Source organism: Streptomyces wuyuanensis, assembly GCF_900103455.1.
Lineage (GTDB): Bacteria > Actinomycetota > Actinomycetes > Streptomycetales > Streptomycetaceae > Streptomyces > Streptomyces wuyuanensis.
The window spans coordinates 23,219-37,571 of sequence record NZ_FNHI01000029.1 but is presented as its reverse complement, the minus strand read 5'-3'; the positions used below and the strand labels follow the sequence as shown (position 1 = coordinate 37,571).

Here is a 14,353-nt window from a genome sequence, read left to right as displayed (position 1 = left end):
AACAACAACGGCCGCAATGACCAGGGCGGCAACAACAACGGCCGTGGCAACGAGGGTCGCAACGACAACGGCCGCAACGATCAGGGTGGCAACAACAACGGCCGTGGCAACGAGGGTCGCAACGACAACCGCCGGAACGACAACGGCCACAACGACAATCGTCGCAACGACCGCGACCGCTTCGACAACTTCCGGGGCGGGGAGGGCGTCGCGGTCGCCACGGCCCGCATCTTCGACCGCGCGACCCCGGGCCAGTACAACCTGGCCGTCAGGTGCCACGACAGCAACCGGATCGCGACGCGGACCTTCATCGTGCTCTCGGGCCGCGGCGCCCAGGGCGGTCTCGGTGGTTCGCAGGGCCCTTCCAGCACGGAGATGGCCGTGGGTGGCGGTCTCGTCGCCACGGCGGCCGTCGGTGGCGCCCTGTACCTCATCCGGCGCCGCCGCAGCATGACCAGCGGAGAGGCCTGACCGGCCGAACCTCCCGGTCGGCCTTCACCGCCCGTCGCCCCGAGTCCTGATCCAGGACTCGGGGCGACGGGCGTTGCGGGCGCGGAATGGGACGGGGCCGGCAACGAGAAGGTCAGTGCAGCCGGCTGCCCGAACGGCGGCGCACCACGTAGACGATGCCGCCGGACGCGGCCAGCACGAGCACGGAGCCCGCGGCGATCTCGACCGCGTTCAGGCCGCCGATGCTGCCGCCCAGACCGCCCTTGACGCCCTGGGGCTGGGGTTGGGCCGCGGCCGTGCTGGTGGAGCGGATCGTCGGAGTGGCGGCCGCGCCACTGCCGCCGGAGATGGTGAGGTCGGTGGTGCCGGTCTGGTTGTTGCACGTGAACTGGACCGAGTACACGGCACCGCGCCGTGCGTCCAGGTCGACCCGCGCCGTGCCGGTCTGGCGCGGAGGAATGGTCACGGTGTCGAACACGCCCGACGAGGCCGTGGCCGTCGTGCTGCAGCCGGACACGCCCAGGGTGACCGTGCCGCCCGGGGCGACGGTCGACGGGGTGACGGCGAACGAGAACGGCTGCTTGTGGACGCTGCCGCCGGCACCGTCGGCGGTGTCCGCCGCCGCGGTGGGAAGGGTCAGAGCGAGGGCGGCCGCTCCCATGAGAGCGGCGGACGCGACGGGTATCGCGCGCATGGCAATCCTCCGGGTCCCCGAGGAGCAGTTGCGGAAGGGATTTCCACAAGGGCAGGGAATGCACCTCGATGACCGAAACGCTAGAAGTGCGCATTCACCCCCGCGATCTCAGACGGACGAATGGGGCACGCTTGTCCCCCGAGTGGCGCACCGGAGCTTTCCCCGGCTTGCGCCACCCGGAGGTGTCGTGCTCAGCCGAGGACGTGCGGGAAGAGTTCCGTGAACGGTCCGGGTGTGGCCGAGAGGCCCCGGCCGAACGGCGCGTCGAAATCCCAGATCAGGAAGAGCAGGAACGCGATTAGCGCGCTGAACAGGCCCGCCAGCAGCAACTCCCGGAACGTCCGGCGGATCTGCAGGGTGAAGATCAGGCCGACGGTGACCACCGCGCCCGTGACCAGGCCGAACCACACCACCCCCGGCATCGTCGCCTCGGCGCCCTGTTGCCGGGCCCCCCGGGCGTCGTCGACGGCCGCCACCTGGTCGACGAGCGGCTGGTACGCCTGGCCCTCGTGGTCGTTCTTCGGCACGTAGTCCGTCACGTCCCTGCGCATCTGTTCGAGCAGCCGGGTGCCTTCCGCGGTCAGCTCGCCCTTCTCGACCATATGGCGCCACTCGGTGTTCACGACGTGTGAGACATAGGCGTCGACGCTGTCCCGGATACGGGCCCGCGCCTCTGCCGGATAGACCTCGGCGCGTGCGCTCACCTCGTGAAGCGCCTGGGCTTCGTGACGTACCGAGTCCTCCGCCGCGCCGCGCGCCTCCCAGACGCCCGCGATGGCCAGTCCGAGCACGATCGCGTAGACCACGCCGATCATCATCGTCATGTACTCGATGACGTCCGGGGTCTCCGACGGGTCGTCGTCGTCGGCGACCCGTCGTTGGTTGATGACCGTGATGGCGAGGACGACCGCACAGGCCGCGGCCATGGCGATGGACAGTACGACCCACTCCGACAAGTGAACCTCCGGGGGCTAGCGGGATCGGGGGCGAAGGAACGCCGCGGCGAGCACGGCGGGCGCGGTGACCAGGAGCGTGAGGGAGACCAGCGAGGGCCCGCCCCGCGGCTCCTCGCGCTGGGGCCTGCGGTAGTGGGGGAGGGCGACCGGGGTGGGCGGCGGTGGTGCGGGGCGGGCCTTCGGGGGCGGGGACGGTGGCGGAGGTGATGGCGGAGCCGGCTCGATCCGGGGCGGCGCGGGTGGCGGCGGAGGCGGCGGAGGCGGTGGAGGGTCGGGCGGAGGCGGTGGTGGTGGCGGTGGTGGCGGTGGTGGCGGTGGTGGAGGTGGGGGTGGTTCGGGTGGCGGGGGCGGTGGCGGTTCGGGGACCGGGCCGGCCGCGCAGTGGGCGCCGCCGGCGATCGCGACGGAGGAGTCCGGCCCGTTCGGCCCGCCGGGGCCGATCGAGGCGTACGAGCAGGAGTCGGCGGCGGCGGGCAACGGGGCCGTCAGCAGCCAGGTGAGTGCGGCGGCCGACAACAGCCGCGCGACGAGCGATCCGTACACGCCGGTGAGCATGATCCACGAGAGCGCCGGACACGCCCGTAGCGCGGGCGATTCGCCTGATGGAGGGGTTGTCCGGAGATCGTGTTTGGAGGCCCGCGGAGATTTTTTCCGCAGGCCGTTGAACACACCCCGCCTCCCCGCGCGTACCTAGGGCCATGAACGGCGCACCCAGGCGCCACAACGGACACCGGGCTACGGGAGTTGACATGAAGACCTGGCGGAACGCCTCGCTCGCGGTGACCGCGGCGGCTGTACTCGCGCTGACGACGGCGTGCGGTCAGGAGACGGAGGCGCAGCCGAACGGCCAGGCCGTCGGAGCGGTCAACCCCGCAGGGCAGCCGGCCGCCAACAGCGGCTACGGATCGGGTTACGGCGCCGGTGCGGCGGACGCCAAGCCGAGGACGGCGGGCCAACTCGCCGTGTGGGAGAGCAAGAAGCTCGGCAAGGTGCTCACCGACAGCGAGGGCTTGACCCTGTACCGCTTCGACAAGGACTCAGTCGACCCGGTGACGTCGAACTGCAACGGCGACTGCGCCAAGGCCTGGCCGGTGGTGGCCGCAGGCGATGTCACGCCGGCCCCCGGGACCGACGCCTCGCTGATCGGCTCGGTCACCCGCGCCGACGGCACCAAGCAGCTCACCGTCGGCGGCTGGCCGATGTACCGCTACGCGAAGGACACCAAGCCCGGTGACGCCAACGGCCAGGGTGTCGGCGGCACCTGGTACGCCTCGGCGCCGGACGGCAAGAAGGCCGCCCTCGGCGGGGGCGGCGGCGAGGAGGCGGGCGGGGAGTCCGCGGACCTCGCGGGCCTTTCCGTCCGCAAGGACCCGAAGCTCGGCGAGATCGTCGTCGACAAGAACGGAATGACTGTCTACCGCTTCATGAAGGACTCGGCCTGGCCGATGAAGACCGCCTGCACGGGTGCGTGCCTGGAGAAGTGGCCGGTCGTCGCGCCCGTCGACAAGAACGACACGGAAGGCATTCTGAAGAAGGGCTTCGTCACCTTCGACCGCCCCGACGGAATCAAGCAGCAGACCATCGACTGCTGGCCGATCTACACCTTCGCGGGCGACAAGAAGCCCGGTGACACCAACGGCCAGGGAGTGGGCGGCACGTGGTACGCCGTGTCGCCCCAGGGCAAGCCGGTCGGAGCGCCCAAGTAAGTCCCCATGCAGCGCCTCCGGCCACCGGCCCGCCGCCACGCCTCCCGCGTGCGGCGGGCCGGCTGTTTGCGGTGGTTCCGGCCAGCACGTGCCGGTGGCGTGTGACCAAGAACGGACCGTTAATTTCCGTTTCTGCTCGCTCTCTTGGCGGGCGATCAGTAGCCTCGGCTCGAACACCGGCCATGGCAATGGCCGTTAACCCCCGTGGCGACTTGTTGGAGACATCAATGGAGCGTCCCGCCTGGGCCCCGCCGGGCATCGACATCTCGGTGCCGAGCGTGTCCCGCATTTACGACTACTACCTGGGCGGCTCGCACAACTTCGAAGTCGATCGTGAAGCCGCCCGGAAGGCCATGCAGTTCCTGCCGGGGCTCCCCAAGATCATGCAGGCGAACCGGGCTTTCATGCGCCGCGCCGTACGTTACGCCCTGAGCGAGGGCGTCAGCCAGTTCCTGGACATCGGCTCCGGCATACCGACGTTCGGCAACACCCACGAGGTCGCGCAGACGGCCGCCCCCGAGGCCCGGGTGGTGTACGTCGACCACGACCCGGTCGCCGTCGCCCACAGCCAGGCCGTGCTCGAAGGCAACGAGAGGGCCGGCATCGTCCAGGCCGATCTGCGCAAGCCGGCCGACATCTTCGCGCACGGCGAGACCACCCGGCTGCTGGACCTCGAACGGCCCGTGGCCCTGCTGCTCGTCGCCGTGCTCCACTTCCTGGAGGACTCCGACGATCCCCAGCGGTCCGTCGCCGAGCTGCGCGACGCGCTGGCGCCCGGGAGCCTCGTCATCGTCACCCATGCCTCCTACGAGGGCATTCCGCTGCCCAAGGAGCAGGCAGGCGGCGCCGTCGGGGTCTACAAGGACATCCGCAACCCGCTCGTGATGCGTTCGAGGGAGGAGATCGCCGGGTTCTTCGACGGGTTCGAGATGGTGGAGCCCGGACTGGTGTCCATGCCGGACTGGCGGCCCGAGACACCGGCCGCGCAGGAGGATCCGTTCGCGTTCTCCGGTTACGCAGGGGTGGGGCGCAAGGCGTGATGACGCCCTCGCAGGAAGCGGGCTCGGCGGCGGGCCCGGACGACCCGGAGGACAGACTCAGACGGTTCGCGACCATCTGGAGCCGGGCGATCTTCCCCGTCACCGCCACGTCGCTGACCCGTCCCGAGTTCGAGCGGCACCTGCTGCCGCTGGCACGGGAGTTGAGCGAGGCGCTGCACACGCGCCCGTTCGACTCCGCGGCGGCCCAGCGGGTCGGGGCCGCCCTCGTCGACGCCCACTGCACGGACCCGGACGCCCTCAGCCGTACGCTCGGCGTGGTCGACGCCTACCTGGTCCTCTACTGCGGGAACGACCGGGAGTCGGCGGAGGACAGCCGGGCCCGTTGCGCCAGACTGCAGCACGCGCTCGCCGCCGGGTACGCCCTCGCCCTGCGGGAACGCACCCTCACCGAGCAGGAGGCCATCGCCCGCTCGGCGCTGGCGGCGCGCAGCGTGGCCATGGAGGCCCTGCACGCCACCGAGACGCGCTTCCGCGCGGTCTTCGAGGACGCGGCGATCGGCATCGGGATCGCCGACCTCGACGGCAACGTCCTGGAGGTCAACGACACGCTGACCCGGATGTTCGGCGGACTGGAGCACCATGTCCGCGGTCGCAAGGTGAACGAATGGGCACACCCCGAGGACCGGCCGCAGACCTGGAACATGTACGACGAGCTCGTACGCGGTGAACGCGAGCACTACCGGGTCGAGAAGCCCTTCTACCGCAACGACGGCACGGTGCTCTGGACCAATCTCACCGTGTCGCTGCTGCGGGACGCCGACGGCATGCCCCAGTACCAGCTGGCTCTGATGGAGGACACCACCGAACGGCGGCTGCTCAATCTCCGGCTGAGGTACGAGGCGACGCACGACGCGCTCACCGGGCTGCCCAACAGGACCCTGTTCTTCGAGCGCCTGGAGAAGGCGCTGGCGGCCGGCGACGGGGCCCGCTTCGGGCTCTGCTACCTCGACCTCGACGGCTTCAAGGCGATCAACGACAGCCTCGGCCATTCGGCCGGCGACCGGCTGCTCGTCGAGGTCGCCGACCGGCTGCAGAGCTGCGCCACCGCCCCCGGGGAGATGGTGGCCAGGCTGGGCGGCGACGAGTTCGTGGCGCTGACCACCGGCCGGGAGACGCAGCACGAGGTGAGCGAACTCGCCACCCGGATCCTCGCCGCGCTGGCCGCACCCGTGACCCTCGACGGCCGGGAGATCAGCGTCCGGGGCAGCATCGGGATCGTCGAGGGGCCGGCGGCAGGGGAGCGGACCTCGGCGGAGGTCCTGCGCAGCGCGGACATCACCATGTACCGGGCCAAGTCCGCGGGCGGGAACCGCTTCGAACTCGCCGACCCGGAGGCGGACGCCCGCGCGATCACCCGGCACGGGCTGACCACGGCGCTCCCGGCGGCCCTGGAGCGGGGCGAGTTCTTCATCGAGTACCAGCCCCTCGTGCACCTCGGCGACGGCCGGGTGCACGGCGCGGAGGCGCTGGTGCGCTGGTCGCACCCGCAGCACGGGGTCCTCGGACCGGACCACTTCATCCCGCTCGCCGAGCACACCGGGCTGATCGTGCCGCTCGGCCGCTGGGTCCTCCAGGAGGCCGTGCGGCAGGCGCGGTCCTGGCACGAGCAGGCCGATCGGGACCGCTCCGCACCCCCGTTGCGGATCAACGTCAACCTGTCCCCGACCCAGCTGCACCACCCGGGTCTGGTCGCCGACACGGTGGACGTGCTGGAGCGCTCGGGCCTCCCGCCCGGTGCGCTGTGCCTGGAGGTCACCGAGTCCGCGCTGATCGGGGCGGACGAGGACCTCCTCAAACCGCTGCGGCAACTGGCCGAGATGGGTGTCGACATCGCCCTCGACGACTTCGGCACCGGCTACTCGAACCTGGCCAATCTACGGCGGCTCCCCGTGAGCGTGCTCAAGCTGGACCGCTCCTTCACCCAGGGCATGCAGCAGCACCCGGCGGACCCGGTGGACCGGAAGATCGTCGAGGGGATCGTCTCGCTCGCCCACAGCCTCGAACTGGCGGTGACGGTCGAGGGCGTCGAAACCGGCGTCCAGGCCGAGCAACTGCGCCAGTTGGGCTGCGACACGGCCCAGGGCTGGTACTACGCCAGGCCGGGCCCGCCGGACCGGCTCCACACGCTGTCGCTCGCGGACGCGGTGTAGTCCGGGGTGCTTCGGGCCCGGGCCGGAGCCCCCGCAGGGAGACCGGTGGGGGCCGCGGCCCGGCCGTCCGCGCGAGGCCGGCCGAGGGCCAAAGCGGTTGCCGTACGGGTCCGTCAGGGGCCAGGGTGAACCGCATGGACGAGGAGCACGGGATCAACTCGGACTGGGAAGGGCGCCTCGCGGCCCTCTGGGCCGCCTTCGACGACCACGCGGCGGCCGGACGCGAGGCGGAGTTCCGCGCCGCGGTCGACGCTCTCGTGGCCGAGCTGCCCGAGGACAGCCCGGTGGGGCCCTTCGAACGGGCGTGCGCCTTCGACTCGACGGGCCACTCCGGCGACGCGGTGGCCCTGTACCAGGACGCGCTGCGGCGGGGACTCGCCGGTTACCGCGGCCGCCGCGCCAGGATTCAGCTGGCGAGCTCGCTGCGCAACGTCGGTCGTGCGAAGGAGGGCGTTGCCCTGCTCGAGCCGGAACTCGACGCGCCCTCCGACGAACTCGACGACGCCGTCCGCGCCACCCTCGCCCTGTGCCTCGCGAACCTCGGCCGGGAACGGGAGGGCCTGTCGCTGGTGCTGGGTGCGCTGGCCCCCCATCTGCCGCGCTACCAGCGCTCGATGGCCGGCTACGCGCGGCTGCTGGTCGAGCCGGGCGGCTGAGCGTCCGGGACCGGGGCGCGCCGGGCGACGGGGCTTCCGGGACCCGGCCGGCTGAGCGTCCGCCCTGGACCGGAGCGCGCCGGGAGCGGAGCGGGAGGGCCGTCAGGCGTCGAAGCGGCCGCGGGAGGCCTCGATGTGCCCGAGGTACCGGTGCGTCCAGTCGCACATCGTGTGCACCGTCTCCCGCAGCGCCCGTCCCGGCTCGGTGAGGCTGTACTCGACCCGCGGCGGCACGGTGGGGTGCACCCTGCGGTCGGCCAGTCCGTTGCGCTCCAGCATGCGCAGGTTCTGGGTGAGCATCTTGTGACTGATGCCGTCGACCTCGTTGCGCAGCTCGCCGAAGCGCAGGGTCCGCTCGCCGAGCGCCTCGATGATCAGGAGCGCCCACTTGTTGGCGACGTCCGCGAATATCTCTCGTGCCAGGGAATCCGCGCGCCGGAGGTCCGCTTCGTCGGGCGCGCCTGTGAACTGCTTGGTCACCATCAGGTTCCTCAGTCACCGAAAAGTGCGTTCTTCCATGTCAGAGGCCACTCTCCTACGGTTACCGGGTAACCACAAGAGACCGAGTGAGCCCGCGTCCGGTGGACCGGAACCAGGGCACTCGCAGCCAGGACGAGGAGGCGGGCAGCATGACCGTCAGATTGGTGAACCCCGGCGGACTGCCGGAGATCGACTCCTACCACCAGGTGTCGGTCGCTTCCGGCTCGAAACTGGTCTTCGTCGCCGGGCAGGTCGCCTGGGACGCCGACGGGGCCGTGGTCGGCGAGGGCGACCTCGCCACCCAGGTCGAGCAGTGCTATCTCAACGTCGGCACCGCGCTGGCCGGGGTGGGTGCCACGTTCGACGACGTGGCCAAGCTGACCGTGTACGTCGTCGACTGGACTCCCGACAAGATGCCGCTCTTCCTGGAGGGCGTCGCGCGGGCGGCCGCGACGCTGGGGGGCACCCCGGTGCCGCCGGGCACCCTGCTGGGCGTCGCGGCCCTGGCCGTACCCGAGCACCTGGTCGAGATCGAAGCCACCGCCGTGATCGACTGAGTGGCCGCAGCAGCACAGCCGGGTGACGGCGGGTGCCGGAACCCCGCGGCTCGTACGTCGGCGCCCGGCCCCTGCCGAGCCGCCGTGCGCGTCCGCGGGACCCGCGCTCACGCGTCGGTGCCCTGCCCCTGCGGAGCCGCCGTGCGCGTCCGCAGCAGCAGGCGCTGGAGTTCACGGGCCGCCCGCGGCGGGGCCACGTCGCTGCGGTGGGCCAGCGCGATCGTGCGGCGCAGGCCGGGGCGGGCGAGAGCGGTGACCCGCAGGTCGCGGCCCGCGCGTGCCGCGACCATACGGGGGACGACCGCCAGGCCGAGTCCCGCCCGTACGAAGCCGAGGACCGCGTCCATCTCCCCGCCCTCCACCGTGAACGCCGGCTCGAAGCCCTCCGCGCGGCACGCCGCGACCGTGAGCTCCCGCAGGTCGTACCCGTGCCGGAACATCACCAGCGGCTCGCCCTGGAGGTCGGCGATCCGCACCGGGCGGCGCGGCGCCGGGGAGGCGGCCGAGGAGACCACCACCAGGTCCTCCTGAAGCAGCTCCACCGTCGTCAGCGCCGGTGACGGGGTCGGCAGCGGCAGCACCACCAGCGCCAGATCGAGCGCGCCGCGCGCCAGCTCCCGTACGAGGTCGTGCGAGCCGCCCTCCTCGATCAGCAACTCGATGCCCGGATGGAGATCGTGGAAGGCGCGCAGCACGTCCGGGAGCAGACCCGTGCACAGGCTCGGCGTCGCGCCCAGCCGCACCCGGCCGCGCCGCAGCTGCGCCAGCTCCTGCACCTCGTGCCGGGCCGTGTCCGCGTCGGCGAGGATCCGCCGGGCCAGCGGCAGCAGCGCCTCGCCCGCGTCGGTGAGGGCGATGTTGCCCCGCGCCCGGCTGAACAACTCCGCCCCCAGCTCCTTCTCCAGCGCCCGGATCTGCTGCGACAGCGAGGGCTGGGAGACGTGCACGCGCTCCGCGGCCCGGGTGAAGTGCCGGGTCTCCGCGACGGCCACGAAGTACTGGAGCTGCTGGAACTGCATACCACCCACGATAGCCCCTGGCTATCGAGATCAGCCGGACCATGTCTTGGACCTCTCGGCACCTCCCCGCCTAGCGTCTGTGTCCATGGCTCTGGCAACGCGGACGGGCCGACGGCCGTCCATGACGCGCACGCTCTGGGGATCGACCGTCGGCAAGAAGACGGTGATGGCCGTGACCGGCCTGATCATGCTCGGCTACCTGGTCGTCCACATGCTGGGCAACCTCAAGATCTTCTTCGGCTCCGACGAGTTCAACGGCTACGCCCACTGGCTGCGCACCCTGGGCGAGCCGTTCCTCCACTACGAGTGGGCGCTCTGGATCGTCCGCGTCGTCCTCCTCGCCGCCGTCGTACTGCACGGCGTGTCGGCGTACCAGCTCAGCCGGCGGGACATCCGGGCCCGCCCGAGCAAGTACGTCCACAAGCGCCGGCGCGCGAGCTACGCCACCCGCACCATGCGCTGGGGCGGCATCATCCTCGGGCTGTTCATCGTCTGGCACCTGCTGGACCTGACCACGCTCACCGTCAACGAGAACGCCCAGCCGGGCAGGCCGTACGAGAACGTCGTCGCGACCTTCTCCACCCCCTACGGCAACGCCGTCTACCTCACCGCGATGCTCGCCCTCGGCCTGCACATCCGCCACGGGTTCTGGAGCGCCGCCCAGACCCTCGGCGCGGGCAGCGTACGCCGCGACCGCGCCCTCAAGACCGCCGCCAACGGCCTCGCGCTGGTGCTGACGGTGGGCTTCATCTCGGTACCCGTCGCCGTCATGACCGGAGTCGTGAGCTGACATGAGTTATACGAACTACGAGACCGGCGCCCCGATCGCCGACACCAAGGCGCCCGACGGCCCCATCGCCGACCGCTGGGACCGCCGCCGCTTCGAGGCGAAACTGGTCAACCCGGCCAACCGCCGCAAGCACACCGTGATCGTGGTCGGCACGGGACTCGCCGGCGGCTCGGCCGGCGCGACCCTCGCCGAACAGGGCTACCACGTCGTCCAGTTCTGCTACCAGGACTCCCCGCGCCGGGCCCACTCCATCGCCGCCCAGGGCGGCATCAACGCGGCCAAGAACTACCGCAACGACGGCGACTCCATCCACCGCCTCTTCTACGACACGGTCAAGGGCGGCGACTTCCGGGCACGGGAGTCCAACGTCCACCGGCTCGCCCAGATCTCCGTCGAGATCATCGACCAGTGCGTCGCCCAGGGCGTGCCCTTCGCGAGGGAGTACGGCGGGCTGCTGGACACCCGGTCCTTCGGCGGTGTCCAGGTCTCCCGTACGTTCTACGCCCGCGGCCAGACCGGCCAGCAACTGCTGCTCGGCGCCTACCAGGCGCTGTCCCGGCAGATCGCGGCGGGCAACGTCGAGATGCATCCGCGCACCGAGATGCTCGACCTGGTCGTCGTCGACGGGCGGGCCCGGGGCATCGTGGCCCGCGACCTGATCACGGGCCGGATCGACACGTACTTCGCCGATGCCGTGGTCCTGGCCACGGGCGGCTACGGCAACGTCTTCTACCTGTCGACGAACGCGATGAACTCCAACGCCACGGCCGTCTGGCGGGCCCATCGGCGCGGCGCGTACTTCGCCAACCCGTGCTTCACCCAGATCCACCCCACGTGCATTCCGCGCACCGGCGACCACCAGTCCAAGCTGACGCTGATGAGCGAGTCGCTGCGCAACGACGGCCGGATCTGGGTGCCGAAGGCACAGGGCGACACGCGCCCCGCCAACGAGATCCCCGAGGACGAGCGCGACTACTACCTCGAGCGCATCTATCCGTCCTTCGGCAACCTCGTCCCGCGCGACATCGCCTCCCGTGCGGCGAAGAACGTCTGCGACGAGGGCCGCGGTGTCGGACCCGGCGGCCAGGGCGTGTACCTCGACTTCGCGGACGCGATCCGCCGCATGGGCCGGGACAAGGTCGAGGAGAAGTACGGCAACCTCTTCGACATGTACGAGCGGATCACCGCGGAGAACCCGTACGAGGTGCCGATGCGGATCTATCCGGCCGTGCACTACACGATGGGCGGTCTGTGGGTCGACTACGACCTCCAGACGTCCGTGCCCGGCCTGTTCGCGATCGGCGAGGCCAACTTCTCCGACCACGGAGCCAACCGGCTCGGCGCCTCCGCGCTGATGCAGGGCCTCGCCGACGGCTACTTCGTCCTGCCGTCGACCATCAACGACTATCTGGCCCGCCATCCCCACGCGGAGGCCGTGGACGCGGAGCACCCCGCGGTCGTGGAGGCGCTCGCCGAGACCGAGGACCGGCTGAGCCTGCTGCTCTCCGTCGACGGCGACCGTACGCCCGACTCGTTCCACCGCGAGATCGGCGAGCTGATGTGGGAGTTCTGCGGCATGGCCCGCACCGACGCCGGGCTGCGCAAGGCGCTCGACCGGATCCCGCAGATCCGCGAGGAGTTCTGGCGCCGGATCAAGGTGCCGGGCACCGGCGAGGAGTTCAACCAGTCGCTGGAGAAGGCCAACCGCATCGTCGACTACCTGGAACTGGCCGAGCTGATGTGCCTCGACGCACTGCACCGGTCGGAGTCCTGCGGCGGCCACTTCCGGGAGGAGTCCCAGACCGCGGACGGCGAGGCGGAGCGCAGGGACGGGGAGTTCTCCTACGCCGCCGCCTGGGAGTTCACCGGCACCGGCGCCGCGCCCGTCCTGCACAAGGAAGACCTCGTCTTCGACTACGTCCACCCCACCCAGCGGAGCTACGCATGAAGCTCAGACTGCGCGTCTGGCGCCAGAAGAACGCCGACGCACCCGGCGCCATGGTCACCTACGAGGTGGACGGCATCTCCCGGGACATGTCGTTCCTGGAGATGCTCGACACCCTCAACGAGGAGCTCATCCTCCGCGGTGAGGAGCCGGTCGCCTTCGACCACGACTGCCGCGAGGGCATCTGCGGCGCCTGCTCGCTGGTGATCAACGGTGACGCGCACGGCCCGGAGCGCACGACCACCTGCCAGCTCCACATGCGGTCCTTCGAGGACGGCGACACGATCGACGTCGAGCCGTGGCGCGCCTCCGCCTTCCCCGTGGTGAAGGACCTGGTCGTGGACCGCTCGGCCTTCGACCGGATCATCCAGGCCGGTGGCTACATCTCCGTGCCGACGGGCTCCGCCCCGGAGGCGCACGCCACGCCGGTGCCCAAGGCGGACGCCGACGCCGCATTCGAGCACGCCGAGTGCATCGGCTGCGGGGCGTGCGTCGCGGCCTGTCCCAACGGCTCGGCGATGCTCTTCACCTCGGCGAAGATCAACCACCTCAACGTGCTCCCGCAGGGCGGGCCCGAGCGCGAGACCCGGGTGCTCGACATGGTCGCGGCCATGGACGAGGAGGGCTTCGGCGGCTGCACCCTCACCGGGGAGTGCGCGACGGCGTGCCCGAAGGGCATTCCGCTCCCGTCCATCACCACGATGAACCGCGAGTGGCTGCGCGCCACGCGGAAGGTCAAGCGGTAGAGGAGCCGGCCGCCACGGGGCGTCAGTCCGCGAACGAGCCGTGACGGCCCGCGCCTTCGGCGAAGCGGTCCGCGCCCGACCGCGTCTCACCGGCGTGCAGCGGTACGAGTCCGTGCCGGTGCTCGCCGGCGAGCGCCTCGGGCTCCGGCAGGCCGTGCTGCTCCATCGCGGAGAGCCGGTCGTGGCGCAGGCACAGCTGCGGGAACGCGGCGATCTCGCGGGCGAGCCGTTCGGCCGCGCGCCGGGACTCCCCGGGCGGGACCAGCCGGTTGGCGAGGCCGATGTCGTACGCCTCGGCGGCCGGCACGGGACGGCCGGTGAGGATCAGGTCCATGGCGCGGCTCTCTCCGATGAGCCGCGGGAGCCGTACGGTGCCGCCGTCGATCAGGGGGACGCCCCAGCGGCGGCAGAACACCCCGAAGACCGCGTCGTCCTCGACGACCCGCAGATCGCACCAGAGGGCGAGCTCCAGGCCGCCGGCCACGGCATGGCCGGAGACCGCGGCGATCACGGGCTTGCCCAGCCGCATCCGGGTCGGGCCCATCGGACCGTCGCCGTCTGCGGTGACCGTGTTGCCGCGTTCGGTACCGATGGCCTTGAGGTCGGCGCCCGCGCAGAAGGTGCCGCCCTCGCCCCACAGCACGGCGACGGCGGCGTCCTCGTCCGCGTCGAACCGCCGGAAGGCGTCGGCGAGCAGCGCCGCGGTCGGACCGTCCACCGCGTTGCGCGCCTCGGGGCGGCTGAGGACGACGGTGAGGACGGGGCCGTCGCGCTCGATCCGTACCGCCGGGGTGTCACCCATCGTTCGTCCTCCCGCTGATGTGCCTGCCTGGGGTCCGGTCGAGGATCCTTCCCGGGCGCCCGGCACCGGCACAACCCCCCGAGGGTCGGCGACCCTGCGGCTTTGCATGGGGATATTCAGGTAGCCGCTCTCGGCATATTTTCCGGACAGATTTTCCCTGTGACGCCCGGCACGCGGGATGGCCGCCTCGTGAAGATTTTTCACATGATCGTCACATTGGGCCGTGGTTCTTGCGTCGAGACGACACGTGAACGCCACAAACAGCAAGATCAACACTGTTCAACCCTGCACTGTGTATGGCGACTTGTCCGTATGGCGGCCATCCCGGCCCTCTCGACTAC

General features: G+C 71.2%; 14 protein-coding genes. 9 read left to right on the top strand and 5 right to left on the bottom strand.

Features of this window, described 5'->3' with window-relative positions:
• A partial coding sequence (locus BLT82_RS38325) for a hypothetical protein (protein WP_244529816.1) occupies positions 1-471 on the top strand: 471 nt, incomplete at its 5' end.
• 112 nt (positions 472-583) lie between these two features.
• On the opposite strand, the gene BLT82_RS32255 is transcribed toward BLT82_RS38325, so the two are convergent.
• Complete coding sequence (locus BLT82_RS32255) at positions 584-1,144, bottom strand: hypothetical protein (RefSeq protein ID WP_093661334.1); 561 nt, start codon at positions 1,142-1,144, stop codon at positions 584-586.
• A 191-nt stretch (positions 1,145-1,335) separates the two neighbouring features.
• Positions 1,336-2,100, bottom strand: a complete 765-nt coding sequence (locus BLT82_RS32250) for a bestrophin-like domain (protein ID WP_093661332.1) — start codon at positions 2,098-2,100, stop codon at positions 1,336-1,338.
• A 749-nt stretch (positions 2,101-2,849) separates the two neighbouring features.
• Between BLT82_RS32250 and BLT82_RS32240 the strand changes: the two genes are divergently transcribed.
• From BLT82_RS32240 to BLT82_RS32225, 4 genes are all read left to right on the top strand, one after another.
• Positions 2,850-3,806 (top strand): SCO0930 family lipoprotein, encoded by a 957-nt coding sequence (locus BLT82_RS32240; protein WP_093661330.1) that lies wholly within the window; start codon positions 2,850-2,852, stop codon positions 3,804-3,806.
• Positions 3,807-4,033: 227 nt separating this feature from the next.
• Complete coding sequence (locus BLT82_RS32235; protein ID WP_093661328.1) at positions 4,034-4,846, top strand: SAM-dependent methyltransferase; 813 nt, start codon at positions 4,034-4,036, stop codon at positions 4,844-4,846.
• On the top strand, positions 4,846-7,017 hold the full coding sequence (locus BLT82_RS32230) for a putative bifunctional diguanylate cyclase/phosphodiesterase (protein WP_208868106.1): 2,172 nt from the start codon (positions 4,846-4,848) through the stop codon (positions 7,015-7,017). Before BLT82_RS32235 ends, BLT82_RS32230 begins: the two co-directional genes overlap by 1 nt.
• A 134-nt stretch (positions 7,018-7,151) precedes the next feature.
• Positions 7,152-7,673, top strand: coding sequence for a tetratricopeptide repeat protein (locus BLT82_RS32225; protein ID WP_093661324.1), 522 nt, complete (start codon positions 7,152-7,154; stop codon positions 7,671-7,673).
• Between the two features lie 102 nt (positions 7,674-7,775).
• Here BLT82_RS32225 and BLT82_RS32220 read toward each other — a convergent pair whose 3' ends face one another.
• Positions 7,776-8,156 (bottom strand): winged helix-turn-helix transcriptional regulator, encoded by a 381-nt coding sequence (locus BLT82_RS32220; protein WP_093661322.1) that lies wholly within the window; start codon positions 8,154-8,156, stop codon positions 7,776-7,778.
• 146 nt (positions 8,157-8,302) lie between these two features.
• Here BLT82_RS32220 and BLT82_RS32215 point away from each other — a divergent pair, with 146 nt between their 5' ends.
• Positions 8,303-8,710, top strand: a complete 408-nt coding sequence (locus tag BLT82_RS32215; protein ID WP_093661482.1) for a RidA family protein — start codon at positions 8,303-8,305, stop codon at positions 8,708-8,710.
• A 107-nt stretch (positions 8,711-8,817) separates the two neighbouring features.
• Here BLT82_RS32215 and BLT82_RS32210 read toward each other — a convergent pair whose 3' ends face one another.
• A complete protein-coding gene (locus BLT82_RS32210) occupies positions 8,818-9,729 on the bottom strand; it encodes a LysR family transcriptional regulator (RefSeq protein ID WP_093661320.1) in 912 nt (303 codons plus the stop codon).
• Positions 9,730-9,814: 85 nt separating this feature from the next.
• Here BLT82_RS32210 and BLT82_RS32205 point away from each other — a divergent pair, with 85 nt between their 5' ends.
• The 3 genes from BLT82_RS32205 to BLT82_RS32195 are packed head-to-tail and all read left to right on the top strand — an operon-like array spanning position 9,815 to position 13,210.
• A complete protein-coding gene (locus BLT82_RS32205; protein ID WP_093661318.1) occupies positions 9,815-10,519 on the top strand; it encodes a succinate dehydrogenase in 705 nt (234 codons plus the stop codon).
• Between the two features lies 1 nt (position 10,520).
• Complete coding sequence (locus BLT82_RS32200; protein ID WP_093661316.1) at positions 10,521-12,467, top strand: fumarate reductase/succinate dehydrogenase flavoprotein subunit; 1,947 nt, start codon at positions 10,521-10,523, stop codon at positions 12,465-12,467.
• The gene (locus BLT82_RS32195; RefSeq protein ID WP_093661314.1) at positions 12,464-13,210 is read left to right on the top strand and encodes a succinate dehydrogenase/fumarate reductase iron-sulfur subunit; all 747 of its coding nucleotides are present in this window, start codon (positions 12,464-12,466) and stop codon (positions 13,208-13,210) included. The genes BLT82_RS32200 and BLT82_RS32195 overlap by 4 nt, the downstream gene beginning before the upstream one ends.
• Before the next feature lie 22 nt (positions 13,211-13,232).
• Here BLT82_RS32195 and BLT82_RS32190 read toward each other — a convergent pair whose 3' ends face one another.
• Positions 13,233-14,012: a crotonase/enoyl-CoA hydratase family protein gene (locus BLT82_RS32190; protein WP_093661312.1), complete on the bottom strand. Its 780-nt coding sequence runs from the start codon at positions 14,010-14,012 to the stop codon at positions 13,233-13,235.
• Positions 14,013-14,353 lie beyond the last annotated feature (341 nt).